Annotated in this window: 21 protein-coding genes; 12 read left to right on the top strand and 9 right to left on the bottom strand. The window is 55.1% G+C overall.

Annotation, left to right across the window (positions count from 1 at the left end; translation table 11 throughout):
• The first annotated feature begins 4 nt into the window (after positions 1-4).
• A complete protein-coding gene (locus tag BLO43_RS16685; protein WP_175443831.1) occupies positions 5-166 on the top strand; it encodes a hypothetical protein in 162 nt (53 codons plus the stop codon).
• Positions 167-307: 141 nt separating this feature from the next.
• Here BLO43_RS16685 and BLO43_RS02955 read toward each other — a convergent pair whose 3' ends face one another.
• On the bottom strand, positions 308-601 hold the full coding sequence (locus BLO43_RS02955) for a hypothetical protein (protein WP_217628012.1): 294 nt from the start codon (positions 599-601) through the stop codon (positions 308-310).
• 332 nt (positions 602-933) lie between these two features.
• Between BLO43_RS02955 and BLO43_RS02950 the strand changes: the two genes are divergently transcribed.
• From BLO43_RS02950 to BLO43_RS02935, 4 genes are all read left to right on the top strand, one after another.
• Positions 934-1,596: a thiopurine S-methyltransferase gene (locus BLO43_RS02950; RefSeq protein WP_090905706.1), complete on the top strand. Its 663-nt coding sequence runs from the start codon at positions 934-936 to the stop codon at positions 1,594-1,596.
• A 104-nt stretch (positions 1,597-1,700) separates the two neighbouring features.
• Positions 1,701-2,444, top strand: coding sequence for a 3-oxoacyl-ACP reductase family protein (locus BLO43_RS02945; RefSeq protein WP_090905705.1), 744 nt, complete (start codon positions 1,701-1,703; stop codon positions 2,442-2,444).
• 238 nt (positions 2,445-2,682) lie between these two features.
• A complete protein-coding gene (locus tag BLO43_RS02940; RefSeq protein ID WP_090905704.1) occupies positions 2,683-3,402 on the top strand; it encodes an NYN domain-containing protein in 720 nt (239 codons plus the stop codon).
• Positions 3,403-3,558: 156 nt separating this feature from the next.
• A complete protein-coding gene (locus BLO43_RS02935) occupies positions 3,559-4,959 on the top strand; it encodes an adhesin (RefSeq protein ID WP_090905703.1) in 1,401 nt (466 codons plus the stop codon).
• A gap of 94 nt (positions 4,960-5,053) precedes the next feature.
• Here the strand turns inward: BLO43_RS02935 and BLO43_RS16680 are convergent, their stop codons facing one another.
• The 5 genes from BLO43_RS16680 to BLO43_RS02915 all read right to left on the bottom strand — a co-directional run bounded on the left by BLO43_RS16680 (position 5,054) and on the right by BLO43_RS02915 (position 9,887).
• Complete coding sequence (locus BLO43_RS16680; protein ID WP_175443830.1) at positions 5,054-5,191, bottom strand: hypothetical protein; 138 nt, start codon at positions 5,189-5,191, stop codon at positions 5,054-5,056.
• Positions 5,192-5,240: 49 nt separating this feature from the next.
• Positions 5,241-5,990: a PEP-CTERM sorting domain-containing protein gene (locus tag BLO43_RS16990; protein WP_254773292.1), complete on the bottom strand. Its 750-nt coding sequence runs from the start codon at positions 5,988-5,990 to the stop codon at positions 5,241-5,243.
• A 203-nt stretch (positions 5,991-6,193) separates the two neighbouring features.
• The gene (locus BLO43_RS02925; protein WP_090905702.1) at positions 6,194-6,736 is read right to left on the bottom strand and encodes a c-type cytochrome; all 543 of its coding nucleotides are present in this window, start codon (positions 6,734-6,736) and stop codon (positions 6,194-6,196) included.
• 169 nt (positions 6,737-6,905) lie between these two features.
• Entirely contained in the window at positions 6,906-7,364 is a 459-nt protein-coding gene (locus tag BLO43_RS02920) for a ferritin-like domain-containing protein (RefSeq protein ID WP_074632561.1), read from the bottom strand.
• A gap of 177 nt (positions 7,365-7,541) precedes the next feature.
• The gene (locus BLO43_RS02915) at positions 7,542-9,887 is read right to left on the bottom strand and encodes a S8 family peptidase (RefSeq protein ID WP_090905701.1); all 2,346 of its coding nucleotides are present in this window, start codon (positions 9,885-9,887) and stop codon (positions 7,542-7,544) included.
• Between the two features lie 233 nt (positions 9,888-10,120).
• On the opposite strand from BLO43_RS02915, the gene BLO43_RS02910 reads away from it, so the two are divergent.
• Positions 10,121-11,131 (top strand): zinc-dependent alcohol dehydrogenase family protein, encoded by a 1,011-nt coding sequence (locus BLO43_RS02910; protein WP_090905700.1) that lies wholly within the window; start codon positions 10,121-10,123, stop codon positions 11,129-11,131.
• A gap of 38 nt (positions 11,132-11,169) precedes the next feature.
• On the opposite strand, the gene BLO43_RS02905 is transcribed toward BLO43_RS02910, so the two are convergent.
• On the bottom strand, positions 11,170-11,490 hold the full coding sequence (locus tag BLO43_RS02905; protein WP_090905699.1) for a hypothetical protein: 321 nt from the start codon (positions 11,488-11,490) through the stop codon (positions 11,170-11,172).
• A 293-nt stretch (positions 11,491-11,783) separates the two neighbouring features.
• Here BLO43_RS02905 and BLO43_RS02900 point away from each other — a divergent pair, with 293 nt between their 5' ends.
• Positions 11,784-12,914, top strand: a complete 1,131-nt coding sequence (locus BLO43_RS02900; RefSeq protein ID WP_090905698.1) for a PEPxxWA-CTERM sorting domain-containing protein — start codon at positions 11,784-11,786, stop codon at positions 12,912-12,914.
• Between the two features lie 102 nt (positions 12,915-13,016).
• Here the strand turns inward: BLO43_RS02900 and BLO43_RS02895 are convergent, their stop codons facing one another.
• A complete protein-coding gene (locus BLO43_RS02895; protein ID WP_090905697.1) occupies positions 13,017-13,271 on the bottom strand; it encodes a hypothetical protein in 255 nt (84 codons plus the stop codon).
• A gap of 101 nt (positions 13,272-13,372) precedes the next feature.
• Here BLO43_RS02895 and BLO43_RS02890 point away from each other — a divergent pair, with 101 nt between their 5' ends.
• From BLO43_RS02890 to BLO43_RS02870, 5 genes are all read left to right on the top strand, one after another.
• The gene (locus BLO43_RS02890) at positions 13,373-14,383 is read left to right on the top strand and encodes a zinc-dependent alcohol dehydrogenase family protein (RefSeq protein WP_090905696.1); all 1,011 of its coding nucleotides are present in this window, start codon (positions 13,373-13,375) and stop codon (positions 14,381-14,383) included.
• Positions 14,368-14,559: a hypothetical protein gene (locus BLO43_RS02885; protein WP_090905695.1), complete on the top strand. Its 192-nt coding sequence runs from the start codon at positions 14,368-14,370 to the stop codon at positions 14,557-14,559. Before BLO43_RS02890 ends, BLO43_RS02885 begins: the two co-directional genes overlap by 16 nt.
• Positions 14,560-14,648: 89 nt before the next feature.
• Positions 14,649-15,245, top strand: a complete 597-nt coding sequence (locus tag BLO43_RS02880; protein ID WP_090905694.1) for a polysaccharide deacetylase family protein — start codon at positions 14,649-14,651, stop codon at positions 15,243-15,245.
• Positions 15,242-15,730: a hypothetical protein gene (locus BLO43_RS02875; protein ID WP_090905693.1), complete on the top strand. Its 489-nt coding sequence runs from the start codon at positions 15,242-15,244 to the stop codon at positions 15,728-15,730. Before BLO43_RS02880 ends, BLO43_RS02875 begins: the two co-directional genes overlap by 4 nt.
• Positions 15,731-16,164: 434 nt before the next feature.
• Entirely contained in the window at positions 16,165-16,773 is a 609-nt protein-coding gene (locus tag BLO43_RS02870; protein WP_139149225.1) for a tetratricopeptide repeat protein, read from the top strand.
• A 76-nt stretch (positions 16,774-16,849) separates the two neighbouring features.
• On the opposite strand, the gene BLO43_RS02865 is transcribed toward BLO43_RS02870, so the two are convergent.
• The gene (locus tag BLO43_RS02865) at positions 16,850-18,043 is read right to left on the bottom strand and encodes a hypothetical protein (protein WP_090905691.1); all 1,194 of its coding nucleotides are present in this window, start codon (positions 18,041-18,043) and stop codon (positions 16,850-16,852) included.
• Positions 18,044-18,153 lie beyond the last annotated feature (110 nt).

The raw sequence follows: 18,153 nt of genomic DNA, 5'->3' as shown, positions 1-18,153 counted from the left end.
GATCTTGCAAAAGATACCCTTCTTGCGTATTTGGGTGAAGGTGGCCGCACGGTTATGGTTTAACGCGACCGTTGCCGCAGGGGACGGTGTTATGTGGCTGGATGGTAATATCTACGGTCACGATGGGTCCACAACCTGCCTAGCCAGCATCTCGCGTCCTCATTGACTATCTGGAGCATATTTTTAACGACCGGAAACCGGGGACACCCATTAGCCGGTTTCCGGGTCAAGGTGAAATCCGCCAGTTTTCTTACTACTGGCTACGGCCGAGTCAAAGCGCCGAGAACCCAGCCGTTCATTGTGAGCATCAATCGTTTCTGATGTCCCGGGCTTTGCCCCGAGCATCTTGTTTTATTTCTCGTTTTTCCTGGCGGCACTCCGGTCCGCTACCACCCGCGTCCCGACAATCCGCCTTGGCGTCTCGTCCCTCTTCCCGGCCAGTCTGTTTCGTTTCACGCGCATCCTGCCGGCCCTCCCGGCGATCATCCCGCCGTTCCATACCGCCGGTTTGGGAGTAACCGGGGGTCGGTGCGACCAGCAGTCCCGCTGCGGCAAAAACGATAATTGTGAGACCCACCCGGAGTGTGCTCTTCTGGTTCATGGTGATTGCTCCTAAGAAAAAGATTTCAACAAAGTTCGCCTGTTAGACTGGGGGAACCGGGGAGGCCACGGTTCCGCTAGATGGACGCTATTTTTACCAAAGTCATGTCCTATGGCATTGCGCCTGTCCTCACTTTACCCAATATTCCTTTATACATCAATCGACGTATCAACAATCGCCAAACAGGCATTTTCGCGACAAGGATCACTGTATCTTGTTGCATCGATCAAGTCTGATTCCATCGAAACACGACACCGCCAAGGACCATCCATGGCATAAACTACCCATTACTCCCCATTTATCGAATTAAAATTAATGTATATGATAAGAAAATGAAAAAAGATTATTGGCTGGAGCGTTGGAAACGGGAAGAAACCGGTTTTCACCAGGGCGAGATTAATCCCTATCTGCGCCAATACTGGCGGGAATTACATCCTGCCCCTGGCAGCGAGGTATTCGTGCCGCTGTGCGGCAAAAGCCGCGACATGCTATGGTTGCGCAAGCAGGGGCATACGGTGCTGGGCGTGGAATGGAGCGCCATGGCGGTGCAGGCATTCTTCAAGGAAAACGGGTATACCGCGCATCACGTGACCAGCGAAAAATTCGATTGCTACGAAGCGGATGGGATCCGCATTCTGTGCGGCGATTTTTTTGATTTGAATAAAGATGACCTGGCGAAAGCGGGCGCGGCGTATGACCGCGCGTCACTGGTCGCGCTGCCGCCGGAAATGCGCGAACGTTATGTACGTCATTTGCTGGGTATCCTGCCGCCTGCAATACAAATCCTGCTCGTTACGTTCGATTATCCCCAGCCGGAAATGGAAGGGCCGCCGTTTGCGGTTTCTCCCGGCGAAGTGGAAGCGCTTTACCATAAACAGGCCGAGATACGCCTGCTCGCGCAACCGGATATACTTGCCCAGGAGCCACGCTTTCAGAAACGCGGTCTTAGCCGGTTGCGGGAAAACATCTTCCTATTGACATCGCAAAACGCTTGAATAGGAAGTGGAGCTTGATGGAATTCCGGTTTTGTATCCACACCACCTTTCCGAAGAGATCCAGGCACTGATTCCGTTTCTTACTCCCTATATAGGAGGAATTCATGAATCCCACACTTCAAAATAAATGTGCGTTAGTTACTGGAGGCAGTCGCGGCATTGGCGCCGCTATTGTCAAACGTCTCGCGCGCGAAGGCGCCAATGTCGCGCTGACCTATGTCAGCAAGCCTGATCAAGCCAACGAAACAGTGGCGGCGGCACAAGCACTGGGCGTGCGGGCATTGGCAATCCAGGCTGACAGCGCGGATGCCAAGGCGGTGGTGGCTGCCGTGGAGCGAACGGTGGAGGAACTGGGCGGCATCGACATTCTGGTGAACAATGCCGGCATTGCCTTGATGGCGCCCATTGATGACTATCGTCTCGAAGATTTTGACCGTATGTTGGCGGTGAATTTGCGGGCGGTGTTCGTGGCCACGCAAGCCGCGGTACGGCACATGAAGACGGGCGGGCGCATCATCAATATTGGCAGTTGCAACGCCGATCGCATGCCATTCGCGGGTGGCGCCGTGTATGCCATGAGCAAGGCCGCCCTGACAGGATTGGTTAAAGGGCTGGCGCGCGACCTCGGCCCGCGCGGCATTACCATCAACAATGTTCAGCCGGGGCCGACGGACACCGACATGAACCCCGCCAAGGGTGATTTTGCCGAGATGCTGCGGAAGGTCATGGCCCTTCCACGCTACGGTAGCGTCGACGAAATCGCCGCGATGGTCGCGTATCTTGCCGGACCCGAAGCAGGTTTCGTAACCGGCGCAAGCCTGGCGATCGATGGAGGATTTACCGCATAGCGTATGCGCCGCCCGGCTCTGTTGCAGCGTTACCGGCGAATAGCTATTGCGAAGTATCGAGCAATAAGACCCATCCAGTCAGGCAGGGCGAGTTCTTATTGAACTAAAAAATCTGCGCCGGCCAATACATTTGGTATAGTGTCGTTCGCCAATAATGGCGTGGTGCGGTTTTATACGAGCGATGGCGGAGTGGCTGTCATCTATCTTCCACCCATCACATAATTCGCCGGAAGGGAGTATGTCAGTGCTGGATAACCAGGAGGATCGTGTCGCGGTGCTGGTGGACTGCGATAACACCTCGCCCGAGATTCTTGAGTATGCGCTGCGCGTGGTTGCCCAGTTTGGCCGCGTGGTGGTACGTCGTGGTTACGGAAATCATGCGACGCTCGCCAATAAATGGCAGGAAGCCCTGGTGCGGCTGGCCTTTACGCCTTGCCTCCAATATCAATACGCATCGGGAAAGAACACAGCGGACATAGCGCTTGCGCTGGATGCCCTGGAAGACCTGTTCGATGATAGAGCCGAGACCTACTGCCTGGTCACCAGCGATTCCGATTTCTCCTACTTATGCCGCAAGCTGAGGGAGCGGGGTTCCAAGGTATATATCGTTGGCGAGAAGAAGACGCCTGATGCGCTGCGAAATGCCAGTGATCAGTTTTTTGAGTATCAGCCGCCGGAATCGGAAAGCATCAAGGCTCAACCTTCCAAAGTCAAGAAACAGCGCCCCAAGGCGCTTGTCGACGCTGTTTCATTGCTGGCCGCGGATGCCTCGGATGATTGGGTGGGGTTGCCGATATTGGGGCAGTACATGCGCAGAACCAATCCGGGATTTTCGCCGCAGCAATTTGGTTATTCCGGGTTGCTGGAAATGATTCGGACTTACCCGGAGCTGGTGACCCGCAGGGATGGGGGCAGTCACTGGGTTCAACTGAAGGAAAAGGCCGAGCGCGAGGAATAATGGAGCTGGATCGGTCGCCAGATTGCCGAAGGTTACATGATTAATCCGAGATATGACCGTCTCCTTGGATAGAGGAAGGGGATGCTTTTCAAGACTGTGACGTTATAGTTTAAAATAATGATTTTTGATAATTCTTAATTAGATCGGACTACCTGGATGAAATTTAATCAGAAGAAAAGAGAAACCTCTTGGGCACGCATGATGCCCTTGGCACTTGTCCTTTGCCTTGCTGCCTGCGGTGGCGGGAGTGAGCCTGCATCGGATAACGGCGGTAACAAAGGCGGCGGTGGCGGCAAGCCGCAAACGGGCCCGGCCACCGGAAGGTTGCTGGATACCGCGGTGAGCGGCGTCGCCTATGCTTCACCCGGCGGTTCCGGCACCACGGATGAAAACGGGATATTCAAGTATAATCATGGAGATACGATAGAGTTCAAGCTGGGTGGCCTGAGCCTTGGAAAGGCGAAAGGTGCGGCTATCGTTACGCCGATGGAATTGGCTGGTGATAACGAGAACAGAGTGCGAAATCTGCTTATTCTGTTTCAGTCCCTGGATATGGATGGCAACCCCGAGAACGGTATATCCATTCCCGCGAGTGCCGCATCCGCCGTCAGTGCCTCAATCAATCTTGACAGTGATCCTGCCGCATTCGCCGCGTCACCCGAATTACAGAAGGCGAGAGAGGCGGGCGGCGTCGCCGGCCCGGTCAAAACCGCGGCACAAGCCAGGGCCCATTTCCTTTCGCAGGGCATGAAGATGCTCGGCACCGGCATCTGGGTTAAACATGACGATACGACTGCTTCCGTTATCCGTATTTCAACGGATGGTACGGGCGAGTATCTGCAAGGGGAAGCCTCGCCGGATGATTCCTGCGACACGAACCGTGTATGCGGCGGCAACCTGATGAGTAAAGCCGGCGTGGAATACGGCGCAGCGCGTCTATCCTTAATGGATACCAGGGGATTCAAGTTCGCGGCGCAACCGGTAATCGATACCAATCTTCATGCCGGGCTGTCGAACCCGCGGCCAAACTGGCGAATCCGTACCGATGGTTCTGAGTTGATTACCTCGGATATTTTTACGGTGCAAAGGAAAAGGGAACAGAAGAGCGTCTTCGGTGAACTCTTTCATATCGCCGGCACGCTGGAGATCAGTTCGTCGAAGGAACCCATCAAGACGGAGGTCAAGGAGATCCGTTTCTCCAAGATGGAGAATGATCCTAAAGGCATTGTCGGCGCCTGGGCGGTTGATTCGGCCGCCATCAAGACTCCAACCTACTTGTTCTTTTCCAACGGGAAATACATGATGATCGACCCCATCGGGGATGTCGCCAGCCCCGGCCATGAAAGTTGCGGTGATCCCGGTGTCGAGTTTGCGTCGTACACTTACGATGCGGGTAGCAAGGCGCTGAACATCAAGGGATTTACTTACGATAACAATGGTTGCTCGGGCTTCTCCGGAACCGAGACAGCGTCGTTCAAGCTGGGTGCCGATGGCAATACCGCAACGCTGGAGACAAAGGCGGGTGCTGCGCTGACATTGCACCGGGTTTCCAAGTAGCGGTTCCTACGCGCCTGCAAATCGCGAGAGGACGGCGAGATACCCAATATCGCTGGGTTACGTGTATTAGCCCGGTAGTGACGGGCCTACGTTGTTAATGGTGTGCACTGCTGAAACTTCCACCCAGCGTGCCCAGGTCGGTGAATTTATAGGCACTGGCATTGGCCAGGCTTTCGCCAGCCATCAAAATACCTGCGATGAGCAAGCTAGGAGTGGATAATTTAGAGTTCATTTGATCTCCTTGATGTTGGATCCATTCGAAAGCTTGGTATCAGGCTTTGTTAAGAAGTCTTGCGGCGACGCGCCATGAAACCCAGTAGGCCGAGGCCACCCATGAACATGGCGTAGGTGGTGGGTTCAGGGACGGCGGTGACAACGAATTCGGACAAGTGGAAGTTGCCTGCGGTAGGGTCGAGACCAGGCCCGCCGAAAGGTAGGGAAGGGTCTTTCATCGCTTCGAGGCGAAAGCCAGTAATGTCGGCCGCGTTGATATTAGCCAGGACGGTATAGGTCGGGTGTGTACTCGCGTTGCTGTTCAGCGTAGTTACCAGCATCGAGCTATCTCCCAGAATCGAGAAGGTATCTCCGCCGCTGGAACTTACGCTGGCGGGCGTGATCACCGTCCAGTTGGCGCTCACATCCCCCCCATTCGCCAAACCGTCTGCAAATGAAGCCCGGTCGTCGGTGGTGTATGAGAGACGGAAGTGTCCCAGATAATGGGTTAATGAGGGAATATTGTCTCCATGGTAGAGATCAAATTTGAATTCCAGCCCAGAACTCGAACCGACGTTCGACTGCGTTTCCCAGACTATGGTCTGGGCATTGATGGCAGGTAGTTCATAGATGGCCCAGGAAGTAAAGCTTCCAAACGGTATCCCATCTATGGTGTTACCCGGAACCCAGAGGTTGGGCAATTGTGGGTTGGTCTGAGAATACGTGGCTGTAGCGTCCTGCAGCGGAACATTTTGAGCGCCGGAAGCTCCCGCATATAGCATGCTGGGGGTCAAGAAAAGCAGAGAGGTAAGTTTCATGATTGCACTCCGGAAGAGGAAGAAATATTACAATGGACATTAACCTGCACAGATATTAGAGCCGTTCCACCCGTATTACGTAATAATCTGAGCAGACAATTTGACTAAATAAAAAGATTGCTCAATACCCGGATATTTCCGGTGCCTGAATTGCAATGGGTAAATTTTTGATGCGTCGCTCTACCCATCCTACCGTTTATTCACTAGTGTTTGTGGTCATGGCCTGGACTCGAGGCGGTGAGTTCCCTGTATTGCTCCGGCATCATGCCGCTTAGTTTGCGGATGAATGCGACCATTCCCCAAATGGTTTCATCATCGTGGGTAAGACCCCAGGCGGGCATGGCGGTCATCTTGATGCCGTGCTTGATCACCAGAAAATGTTTTTTGGCACGATTCAGTGCTTGCTCGCTGTCAGTCTCGGGCCTGCGCTCATGAAATACGGGCGCCTGCGGATAAAGTCCCTGGGCGAGCTCGGTGGGCTCGCGGCCTGGTGCCGAATGGCATGCGGTACACATCGCATCATAGTTTCCCGCCCCTGCTGACAGAAGATTCTGGTCATCAAGCGGAGGGACTTCCACACCGTTTGTCCGTGCCTTGATCGAGCTTTCGCGAATCCATTCGATGACTGATTCTGTCACGGCCCAGTGTTTGCTGGTGGCAAAAATATTGTAAGCCCCCAAGCCCAGCGCAACGATGCCGATCGCCAGGAATGACGTCAACATTATTGCGATAGTTGTTATTTTCATGTTTTAGCGTAACGTTTCTTGCAGTGGTGACAGGGCGTCGTGTTGCCAGCGGCAGTGTCCCGTCGTCCCGGCGCCTCGTAGGCCTGTGGCCAACGAAACTGTCCGCATGCACTCCGGATTCGAAGATCACGCGATGGGGATTACTCAATGCACGGCGTGCCGATGACGTTCAAGTCGCCTTGGAATGTCTGGCTGTGTCGCGCATCTGACGCACGCGGTCGTGATTTCTTTTCGCGCCATCCAATTGTGTGTCGATGAGCGCGCGCAACTCGCCCGGCAATTCTTCCCGCAGCGCATTTTCATAGGCCACCACGGCGGCGGCTTCGCCTCGCTCGCATTCTTCAAGCACGGTAAGATTGTCCTGGCTTATGATCGCCGTTTTAAGGTTAACCCAGGCGCGATGCAATGTGCCCGTTAAAGTGCCGTCCGGATCGGGATCGCCGCCATGCCGCCTGACCTCGGTGTTCAACTCGTGAATGGCTTTTTCGCAGCTTTCTGCGCGATTCCGGAAATATAGTTTCAAGGCCGCGTCGTCCACGTCCTCCGCACAAGTCCTGAAGCCCTCGGCGCCATCGCGTGAAATCTCGATCAGGCCATTCAGCACGCTTACGATTTTGGCGTTATCCATTTCATTCTCCTGAGAATAAGAGCAAAGATACAAGAAAGTAACCTTTTGATCTGTACGTTGAAGCACATTCCGTGCGTCGGATGTTGAAAGTGATGTGACTATTCCGCAGGTGGTCGCTCGCTCAGTTTGAATAGGAGGAAAGATCAAGTTTCAGCCTTAAGCTCACCTGTTTGGACGCTACTGCGGTTGCCGTTGCGGTACCAGTCTCCACGTAACCCTGCCGACTTCCTCTCCCTGGTAAACCTGGCGCGCGAAAAGCTCGAACTCGTGCTGACGCTGCTCCTTGGGTATCTTCACGAGCAATCGTAGCGAGATGCGTGCTTTGGCGGGAAATACCACCTCGGGGAACCGGGTGTGGCCGCAGTGGTTGATGGGGAGGTGGACGACGCGGCATCCTTCGGCGTTCGTGAAGGGCGTATACGGCATGAGGCGGGGACGCGCGCGAATGAGTTCGGCAAACTCGGAGGGGAGTTCCAGCACGGCCTCGGCGCGGGCTGGAAGCCGCATCACGATTTCAAGGCGCATCCTGCGTGCCTTGTCCGGCGCGCCTGCCGCGAGGAAGGGCAGAGGTACGTAGTCGGGGGGATTGGCGCGTGGCGGCGGCACGTTATCGACGATATTGAAATTGCGCCAGGTGACGTTGTTATTATTGCGGATGAAGGTGGTGAAGTTATCCCAGTCAAAAAAGTCGGCCGGTGCGGGTCCGGGATCGCGTGCGGTGCTGAGGATGCCCACAAAGCAGTAGTGCCCCGGCGCGGGAATAGCCGCCGAGGGCCAGGTGATGCCATCCGAGACGGTCAGCAGGTCTCCCATCGGCACGCTTGGCAACGTGGCCGATCCCAGCAGGGTCCAGAGATCCGGCGTGAGGAGCGTGGAGGGTGGCGCCCAATAGACGGTGGCTGCCACGTCGGAGGCGTCGGAGCCGCCCCGGTTACGCATGCGTACATAGACGAAATTATCCTGCCCGGCTTCCGCCTCGTAACCCAGTGTCATATCGTTCTCGGTGCCGCTGCCGGCGCCGAAAGTTTCCTGCGGGTCGGCGACGGACAACTGCCGCAGGATAATGTCGGGGCTGGACGAGATTGCGCCTAGATGGGGGTCGCCGTTATCACCAACGAAATCCCGCAGGTAGATGTCGGGTGGGAGGTTAAGCATCATGCCGTCGATGATGGCGCGCAGGTTGGGCATGACGCCGATGCGGTCCACCGCTGGATTTTGCGATGGGGTCCCGTTTGCGGGATCGGATAGAAGAGCGCGCATCTGCGCCGGATCCAGGCGGTCGCCGGCCGGGCTTGCCTGGAACAGACCCTGCACCGCGAGTGCCGCCCCGGTGACAATGGGCGAGGCGCTCGATGTGCCGTTGAAACCGGTTGTATAAAGATCGGTCGCGGTATTAGTGCCGTCAGACGAGAGCGTATCCACATTCTCGCCCCAGCTATAGCAGTCGATACGGCTGCCGTGGCAGGAGAAGCCGAGCCGCGCGTGCGGCGCGGTGGAGCTTGCAGCGCCTACGAGAATGGCGCCGGAATCCAGAAAATCCGGGCTTGCGCGGTTGAATATCTGTTGGCCGCCGGGATTGACCACGGTATCGAGATCGACGCCACCATTGCCCCCAGCTTCGACCACGACAATGCCCAGCGATGTCGCGAGGCGGATCACGTCGAAAACCGCCGGTTCAATCTCGACCGGAACAAGGTTGTAGCCGAAGAGATTGGTCTGCGCCTCCAGCAGCAGCACGTCGCCGAAGCTCATGACCGCGATGGCATCCAGGATCGGTTGCGCGGTACTGTATCCACCCCCTGGCAGGTGCTGGCCGACGCAGCGGATGGAAGCCAGGGCAGGCGTGATGCCGACGCAGCCTACATTATTGTCCACTGCGGCGATTTCTCCCAGCACGCCGCTGCCGTGGAAGAAGAAGGAGTGATTCAGACCGGAGATGAGGGTAATGCCGTGCGCAGCGAGATCCTCGTGGTTGAAGGTCCACCCCCATTCCATATCCACCAGCGCCTGCCCGGCGCCATCGCCGCCGGGAAAATTCCATGCGTATTCGGCGTCGATGCCGTCGGGCGCAGGGTCGAGATAGCCCTGATTGACACTGCGCGGATCGTCCGCCGCATTGACGAAGGGTGGCTCGACCGGTGGCGGCTCGACATAAGCTGTGGCAACGGATTCCCAGCTGGAGAGCGCTTTCGCGAGTGCCTCGGCATCTGCGCCGGGCGGCGGCTGCACGGCGAAATAGGCATTCAGGTTGGCGGGCCGAAAGGCGGGGTCAAGCCTTCGGGCCCGTTCCGTCAGCGCCGCAAACTGATCCGGCTGCTTGAAGGTCAGAAGCGGCTCAAGCGTAATGCCCTGGAACTGTGCCGCCAGCGCCTCCCAAGGCCCGGCGCCACCGGCCATTACCATGCGGGCTGCGTTTTCTCCTGGCAATTGGACGTGATCCTTGAATTTTACAATTACCCTGCGCCGGTAGCCTGTGCCGGGTTGGGGTTCGCCTGCGGGGATTCCTTTATTGTTGGTCGCCATGATTGTCTCCTGGACCTGTAAGCATTGCTGTAAGTAATGAATAGCATGTATTGAGGGAAATGCAAGGGTAGGCTCATGCAGCAGGATGGAATCACCGCAAAGATGAAGCCTCTTTTCTGCCTTGACAATTCAAATCTGTCATCTAACTTGATAGTGTTACTGAATTTTTTAAACAGCGTCCAGTGTGGGAGCGCTTTCGCTATCGGACGGATTTAGAATAAAGGAATCCATCAATGAAAGCTTTTCAACTCAGGGAAACCTATGGCATAGAGGGCTTGGCATTGCGCAAAGACCTGGAGCAACCCGAGCCCGGTCCCGGGGAGGTGCTGATTCAGGTACGCGCCAGTTCTCTGAATTTCCGTGACTTTATTATTGCTCATGGACGTTATCCGACTGGGGTCAAACCCTTTGTCATTCCGCTTTCGGATGGCGCCGGTGAGGTGGTCGCGACCGGGCAGGGTGTAAAAGCCGTTCAGGCCGGTGATCGTGTTACGGGCGCCGTTTTTCCGGATTGGATATCCGGGCCTTTGACACAGGAGATTTTTCAGCGCTCTCTGGGCGGGACGGTCGATGGCATGCTGGCCGAATATATAGTGCTTCCCGAGCGGGCGGCGATTCCTTTTCCGGCGCATTTGAGTTACGAGGAAGCGGCAACGCTGCCAAATGCCGCTGTGACGGCATGGCATGCACTGGTGGAAGCCGGGAAAATCCACGCTGGTCAGACGGTTCTCCTGCTGGGCACGGGTGGAGTCTCTTTATTTGCTTTGCAGTTCGCCAAGCTGCATGGCGCAATCGTTATCCAGACTTCAAGCAGCGATGAGAAGCTGGAGCGGGCGCAGGCAATGGGCGCCGATCATCTCATCAACTATGAGAAGACGCCGGATTGGGACAAGGAGGTGATGAAGCTGACCGGTGGTCGGGGCGTCGATATCGTGGTGGAGGTTGGCGGCGCGAATACGCTGGAACGTTCTCTGCGGGCAGTACGGTTTGGAGGCATTATCACGTTGATCGGACTGGTTTCGGGTTTTGGGCAGATCGATCCGCTGCCATTGATGCTGCGCTCGATCCGGTTGCTCGGCATTCTCGTTGGCTCCATTGAAATGTTCCATGCGATGAATTGCGCCATTGCCGCTTCCGGTTTGCGGCCGGTCATCGCTCGCACATTTACTTTCGATCACGCCAATTATGCGTATCATTATCAGCAAGAGCGGGATCATATCGGAAAGACGGTAATTGCCCACTGAAACACTCGCTTGGCTCCGGGAGGCGCGGCCGCTTTGCTTCACTGGCGCAGCCAGTAAATCACTCCATTGAAATCGACGGGGCTGAACGCCGCCCTGGAAACATCTGCTGTATTCTGTTCTTCCATCGTCTTTTTGTATTCTTCGAAGTCGCTGTCGCGAATCAAGTCCGCACCCGGCGCGTAGGTCGAGAATGAGGCAACGGGCTCGATATTTCTCTCGAACGCATTCAGCGCTTTCAATTCTTTTGAATACTCTTCAGAAAACCGGTAGTTCAATGCCTGCTTGAGCCAGCTGATGCGCGTGCGCAAATCCCCGGAATTGATGATCCTCGCTGTATTGGTGATGGGTTTTGACTCCATGAATTTGTTTCCTTATCTATCAGAAAAGATGTCATTCAATATTGAGCCGGGCGTATAAAGTGATCATTACCCAAGCCATGCCACGCCGTATCGCGGCCGCGTTATGTTACTCAATATTTCCTGTGGGCATTGTCCAATGGCAATAGTCACGAAGTTTACCTGTTCGCCGATGAGAATTACTCCGTCTACCAGGACTGATAGTCCAGATGGGCGATATGCCGTCTTTTAATCGGACTATACTTTTTTGCCCCTGCAGATTTTAAACGTATCCCCCACTATGGAGTGATTTCAACATGAAAACGGCTTATTTTCCTAAAATTGGCAAATTTATTCCGGCCGCGATCCTGAGTGCCGGTCTGTGTTTCGTTTCTCCCGCGTTTGGTCAGCATGCCTCGTGGATCGTGAATGCAAACGGGGAAGGATTGAGGCAGCTGGGAAATCTTGGAGGGCAAAGCACTCAAGCTGGAGATATCAATGATGCCGGACGGGTGGTGGGATGGTCCCAAACGGCCGGCGGCAACAGACATGCTTTCATCACTGGAGCGGGTGGGGTAGGCATTACCGATCTTGGCACGCTGGGTGAAATGGAGAGTAGCGCTTCCGATATCAACGCTGCCGGGCAGGTTGCGGGAAGTATCTTTACCAATTCCTCCGGACCGCGTATCAATCGTGCTTTCATCACCGGTCCCAATGGCGCGGGTATGACCGCACTCGGCACGCTGGGTGAAAGCTTTAGCACTGCTAATGGAATCAGCACTGCGGGACAAGTGGTGGGTACTGTCTTTTCCGGATCTATTCGTCGTGGATTCATCACCGGTCCAAATGGCATCGGTATGACCGATATCGGCACGCTGGGCGGAAATGAAACTCAAGCCGTTGGAATAAACGATACGGGACAGGTAGTGGGAGTTTCTGAAAGAGCCAACGGCATCAGGCATGCCTTCATTACCGGCGCTAACGGGCTGGGCATCACCGATCTCTTCTCGCTGGATATAGAAAGCACGGCTTCGGCAATCAACAATGCCGGGCAGGTGGCGGGTGCTTACACTACGTCGGGGGGTCAGAGGCATGTTTTCATCACCGGTCCCAATGGTGTGGGCGTCACCGATCTGGGTACCCTGGGTGATGGCTACAACATTGACGTTTATGACATCAACGATGCCGGGCAGGTAGTGGGCGCTTTCGTCACCGCCGGAGGAGGCGAGAGGCATGCTTTCATCACTGGCCCTAATGGCGTGGGCATGACCGACCTGAATTCGCTGATCAACCCGGATGGAATATTCTTCGACAGCGCGACCGGCATCAATAACGCGGGGCAAGTCGTTATCACCGGCGTCATCCCCGAGCCCGCAACCTATGCGCTGATGCTGGCCGGCCTGGCATTGGTGGGCGGCATGGCGCGGCGCAAGAAGGCTGAGGGTTGACGGACGGGCTCAGAGGCGGTGAACGGGTTCTATATTTCTCTGGAATGTATTTCATTCAATACTGGGTTCTATATCTGCCTGAGCTAGGGCAATTCGTTTGATTCAGGGCGGGTTGTTTTTTCCGAACTTCTGCGACGAACCCAGGGGAAGCAGAAAGAAACCGATCGTTATACAGGGAGCGACGATGAGCGAATCGTTCAGATTTGCCAATACTCGTCCTCCCCATCCGCCCGGTACCGCGCGGTATTCGGCGCGATATCCCATTCCTGAAATGCGTTCCTGCAAGATCCGGCCACCTGCGTTCAGTGCGGCGCTTCTCACCTCCGCGACTGTATCCGGCGCAGCTTTGAGGCTCAAGCGGTGTCGATGGAGCGGTAATGTTTGTTTATGATCATGCTGTGCATATACACTAGCTCCCCCGGTTCAACCTGTTCATGTTTCTGCGAGTGAGGAAAATCATGGTTTTCAAGGCAATCTATGTGCAGCCAGGTGGCGGATTTGATCGTGTTGCGCTGGGCACCTGCGATTCATCCATGCCGAAAGCCGGCGAGATTACGGTCCGAATCCGGGCGAGTTCGCTGAACTACCATGATTACGCGGTGGTTAGCGGCATGTGGGCGCCGTCAGTGCCGCGTATCCCCATGTCGGATGGAGCGGGGGAGGTCATCGCGGTGGGTGAGGGAGTGACTGACTTCGCAGCAGGCGATCACGTCGTCAGTACTTTCTCCCCCACCTGGCTGGACGGCGAACCCGAGGTTGAGAGTATGGAGACCGTGCCAGGAGACGGCATCGATGGCTTCGCGCGCCAGCAGGTGACAATGCCGGCGACTTCATTTACTCATGCACCAAAGGACTATAGTCACGCGGAAGCGGCGACACTTACCTGCGCGGGATTGACAGCCTGGCGGGCATTGATGGTGGACGGCGCATTGAAACCCGGCGAAACCGTACTGGTTCAGGGCACCGGCGGGGTTTCGATATTCGCCTTGCAATTCGCCAAAATAGCGGGTGCGACGGTAATCGCCACATCGTCGAGCGATGAGAAACTTGCCCGGCTTAAAGCGCTGGGGGCGGATCACCTCATTAACTACCGTGAGGATGAAAACTGGGGCGATTCAGTGCGTCGATTGACGGGGGGGCGCGGCGTCGATCATGTCATTGAACTAGGCGGACCATCAACGCTGGCACAGTCGATGGTGGCGGCGCGTGTCGGCGGACACATCGCGTTGATCGGCATTCTCTCCGGTGTGACAGGGACGCTGCCCTTGCTTTCGGCATTGACACGGCAGTTACGCCTGCAAGGGCTGGTCGTTGGCAGCCGCCGCCAGCAGATGGATATGATTCGTGCGATTGACGCCACCGGATTGCGGCCGATAATTGATCGTCATTTTGTGTTGGAGGAAATCGTCGAGGCTTTCCGCTATCAGGAAACCAACGGGCATTTCGGCAAGATATGTCTCGATATTTGAATGCTCCGGTGATTGAGAGCAAGGCCGGTGCGGAAGAAGTAACGGTTAACACCCGTCACGCGCAGGATGTTGAGCAAGCGGATAATGATGTCTTCAATATCTTCGCCGCATTACACCGCGCTGATATGACTTGCTCCCTGTATTTTCTGCAACTCCCCAAAAATGTCCTATATTGAACAAGCGGTAAAAGAAATCAAATTTGAAAACCATGGTAAAGGCGAAGGTGGTGGTCAAGATCTGATCGTTTAATTTATCCGGGGGAAAGATGGTTGGGGATGGAAAATCAGTAATCCTGTCATTCGATGACGGGCCAGCACCCGTGGACGCGCTGGAGAGCATTCTGCAAACGTTAAGGGCGAATGAGATCAAGGCGGAATTTTATGTGCTCGGCAGCGAGGTGAAACAGTATCCCGAGGCGGCAAGGATGATCGTCCGCGAGGGGCATGATATCCAGAATCATTCCTGGAGCCATCCGGATCTGGCGAGGGCGACGGAGCGAGACGTGCGGTCCGAGCTGGGGGATACCCAAAATATTGTTGCCGACGTTACCGGGGTGACGCCAACAAAGATCCGCCCGCCGTATGGAGCGGGAGGGTTTCGTGGAAATCTCGATCCGGAGCTGGTCGAAGTCGCCGGCGACTTGTCGCTAACTATTGTGACCTGGGATATCGACACCGAGGATTGGAAAGCGCCGAAAGGGCTCGGTACCGAAAAGATAAGAAATATCGAGGTACAGTTTACGCAGCAGTGGCGCAAGGTTTCGTACAACATACTCATGCATGTGCAACCAGCGACGGCCAGGGATCTGCCTGCCTTTATCTCGCAGCTGGAGGAATGGGGCTACACTATCGCGGAACCATGATTTTGTATGGCCGGGCATCAAGCTGGCGGGGCACTATTTCCTATGCGTCCGTGTCGCTATTCACATTATTGTTGAGCCCGGCGACGGGCTTTTCGCAGGAATACAGGGAATATCATTGCACGCCCGACACTCAGTATGAGTGCATAAGCGGCCGATGCGAAAAGATCAACGATGGTTTCCAGAATGCCGAGTCATTCATCTATAACACGAAAAACGGCGAACTTTCGGCGTGCCTGTGGACCAATTGCTATGTGGCAACGGCGACGACGGTAAAAGATGCGGCTGACGGAGTCCTCATCGCGATCGGCAAATTGAAACCGGTTGTACATTCCGGCAATGAATTGATTATTGTTTCATTGACGATCTCTAACGGTAACAGCGATATTGCCGGTGAAAAAGCAAGTCACTTCACCGCGGTCTGGGGCTATGGAGGTAAAGGACTGACGCTGGACACCGGTAAGTGCGAGTTCCGGAAATTTTCGTGACATATTAACGGGCATTCATGAAGGAATATGCCGGACGATGGTCGCGTTACGCGCTGCCCATTTCGCCGGAAAACCGATCAGGGTATGTAGGATGGGTGGAGCGTAGCGTAACCCATCATTGAATCCGCCTTCCTCTTGTTTCGATCATGATTTGATATGCCGTGTTATGTGTGATCTTGATGGGTTGCGCTACGCTCCACCCATCCTACCCGGGATGTATGATACATATATGGAATAAGCGCGACAGGCGGTCTTTCCGGCAGTATGTTATTGCTCCCAGCGTATTTGCCCCCGCCGATGTTGGCCGCGATAAATAGCCATTAAATTTGATTAGCATTTAATGTTAATATAATCAACAAAGGGGTGGAGGAATGCGCCACACCGGCAATAATCAGATTATTCTTATCCAGCATCGTCAGATCAGGGAGAAATACATGAAGCGATTCGTTCCAGGCGTCATTATCTTACTCAGCTTGGCAGGTTGTGCCTCCGTCAGCGAGAAATCACCGGGTGACACTATGGAGGCGGCGGCCGCCGCCCGAGACAGGGGGGATTGGGATGCGGCACGCAAAATTTACGCTCGTTCATTCACCGATACCAATCTGGCGCAGACCAGTCCCCGCTTCAGGGCTGTTCTCCATTATGAATATGGCCGCTCCCTCGGCGTGACGTGCCGTTTTAAGGAGGCGGAGCAAGAGCTTACGGTTGCCCATGACCTGGACAAGAAAAGCGGGGGAGTATTTTATATCTCGTTGACGGAACTGGCGCGGCTCAATCTTGCTCAAAAAAAATACACTGAAGCTGTCGCTTACTTTGAAAGTGTGTTAACCGAATTGGAGCCCGAAATCGCTTCCAAAAAAGCGCCCGACTTCTACGTTGCCGTGCTTGACGATTATGCGTTGGCCCTTTCCGGGGCTGGGCGGCCGAAGAATGCCGAAACCGCCGCGAAGCGAGCTGCGGAGATCAGAGCAACCGCACCGGCAGCGGAATCATGGGCTGGCGCTGATCGCACTCCCTACGGTACGCAATGCGCTAAAACATAAATAGCCCGGTAAATCGGGCAGTAGATGGAGAAGGCGTCAATGAGGCCTTCTCCATCCTGGCGAGAAGTTGCGGTAACTACTCATTTCCAGCCGCTTTCTTGCCCAGGTAGGCGGCCTGGCCGAGGCCAAATATGGAAAGTAGTGTTGCGTCGACATCCGGCATTGTGACTACCCGGCGAAATTCGATGTGATCCATAAACTCAACCGCAGAGATCGCATAGATAATCACCGCCAGGATGGTGATCGCCACCATCTGAAAGTCGCCGAGGTCGGTGCGATTGGAATCGTCGGTGACAAGATCCAGCATCCTGGGAGTATCGGCACTAGCCTTCATATCTGTCCTGCCTTCCGTGGCGGCTTTTTCGACCTTGCCTACGGTTATCGCTTTAGCAGCCGTAAAACTGAGCACACTGATTCCGGAGAGGATAAGCAGGTTCGGCGGGATATCCACCCCGCCTACATAGCTCCAGCCAGCCGCAAAGATGCGATGATATACGATGGCAACGTAAGCGCCGATAACGAGCGAAAACCAGAGAACGGTCTGGAATTTTGAGCTGCTATAGCGATTGTCCGTACCCAGAAAGAGCGCAGTCGGGCGGCCCTGGGTGAATATGTAAGCCAGAATGTAGAGTGCCGCCATGGCACCGATGAGTGACCACCAGCGCGCGGCACGCCCCACCGATTTGCTCTGCCACTCAAGGGATTTTACAGAGTTGATGCCATCCGTGGTATTGATGCCTCCACTGCGCACATAGGTGGCCATGATTCCGTCACCGGGACGCATGGCCGATACCAGCGGTTGAAACTGAATGCTTGTCTGGAGCGGAACATTGACTTCGTTCTCGGGTTTATCCAGGTTCCGGGTCCTGACAATGACCCACGACATATCAGTGGCGATTTCCTTGATGGTGCCGATGATGGTCGCGCCGATAATCTTGATTTCTTCCCTGAGTATATTGCCTTTGGGCGTTGGTTCGTAAGTCAGCGAAACCAGATCTCCCGGCTTTGGCTTTGTGAGGTAGGTCAAGTCCTGTCGATCAGCAGGAAGAAACGTTTGTACGTCTCCGCTCGCCGACTTTACTTCCAGGGGTTCCACCTGAATAACGACGCCATTGAAGCTGGATGACGCTATTTTTGGATTCTGCATCTGCGATCCGGCCTGCGCTGCCGCAGTTTCGGTGACCCCAGACGGCCGCGCCGGATCCTGCGCGTGAAGAGGCACCGCGATCAGAAGAAAAGCGAAGGCGAACATACATTTTGGCTCAAGCATGACTAATCCTCATCTGCGCAAAAACCGGCCGCCGTGAATTCTCATGGGCAACCACTTATTATGCAACATAGGTTACAACCCGATTTAATGCAAGGAAGTACCATTCTTAT

Source organism: Nitrosospira sp. Nsp13, from assembly GCF_900101945.1.
Taxonomy (GTDB): domain Bacteria; phylum Pseudomonadota; class Gammaproteobacteria; order Burkholderiales; family Nitrosomonadaceae; genus Nitrosospira; species Nitrosospira multiformis_D.
Note: the sequence above shows the minus strand (reverse complement) of the source record. Positions and strands in the feature narration are given on the sequence as shown.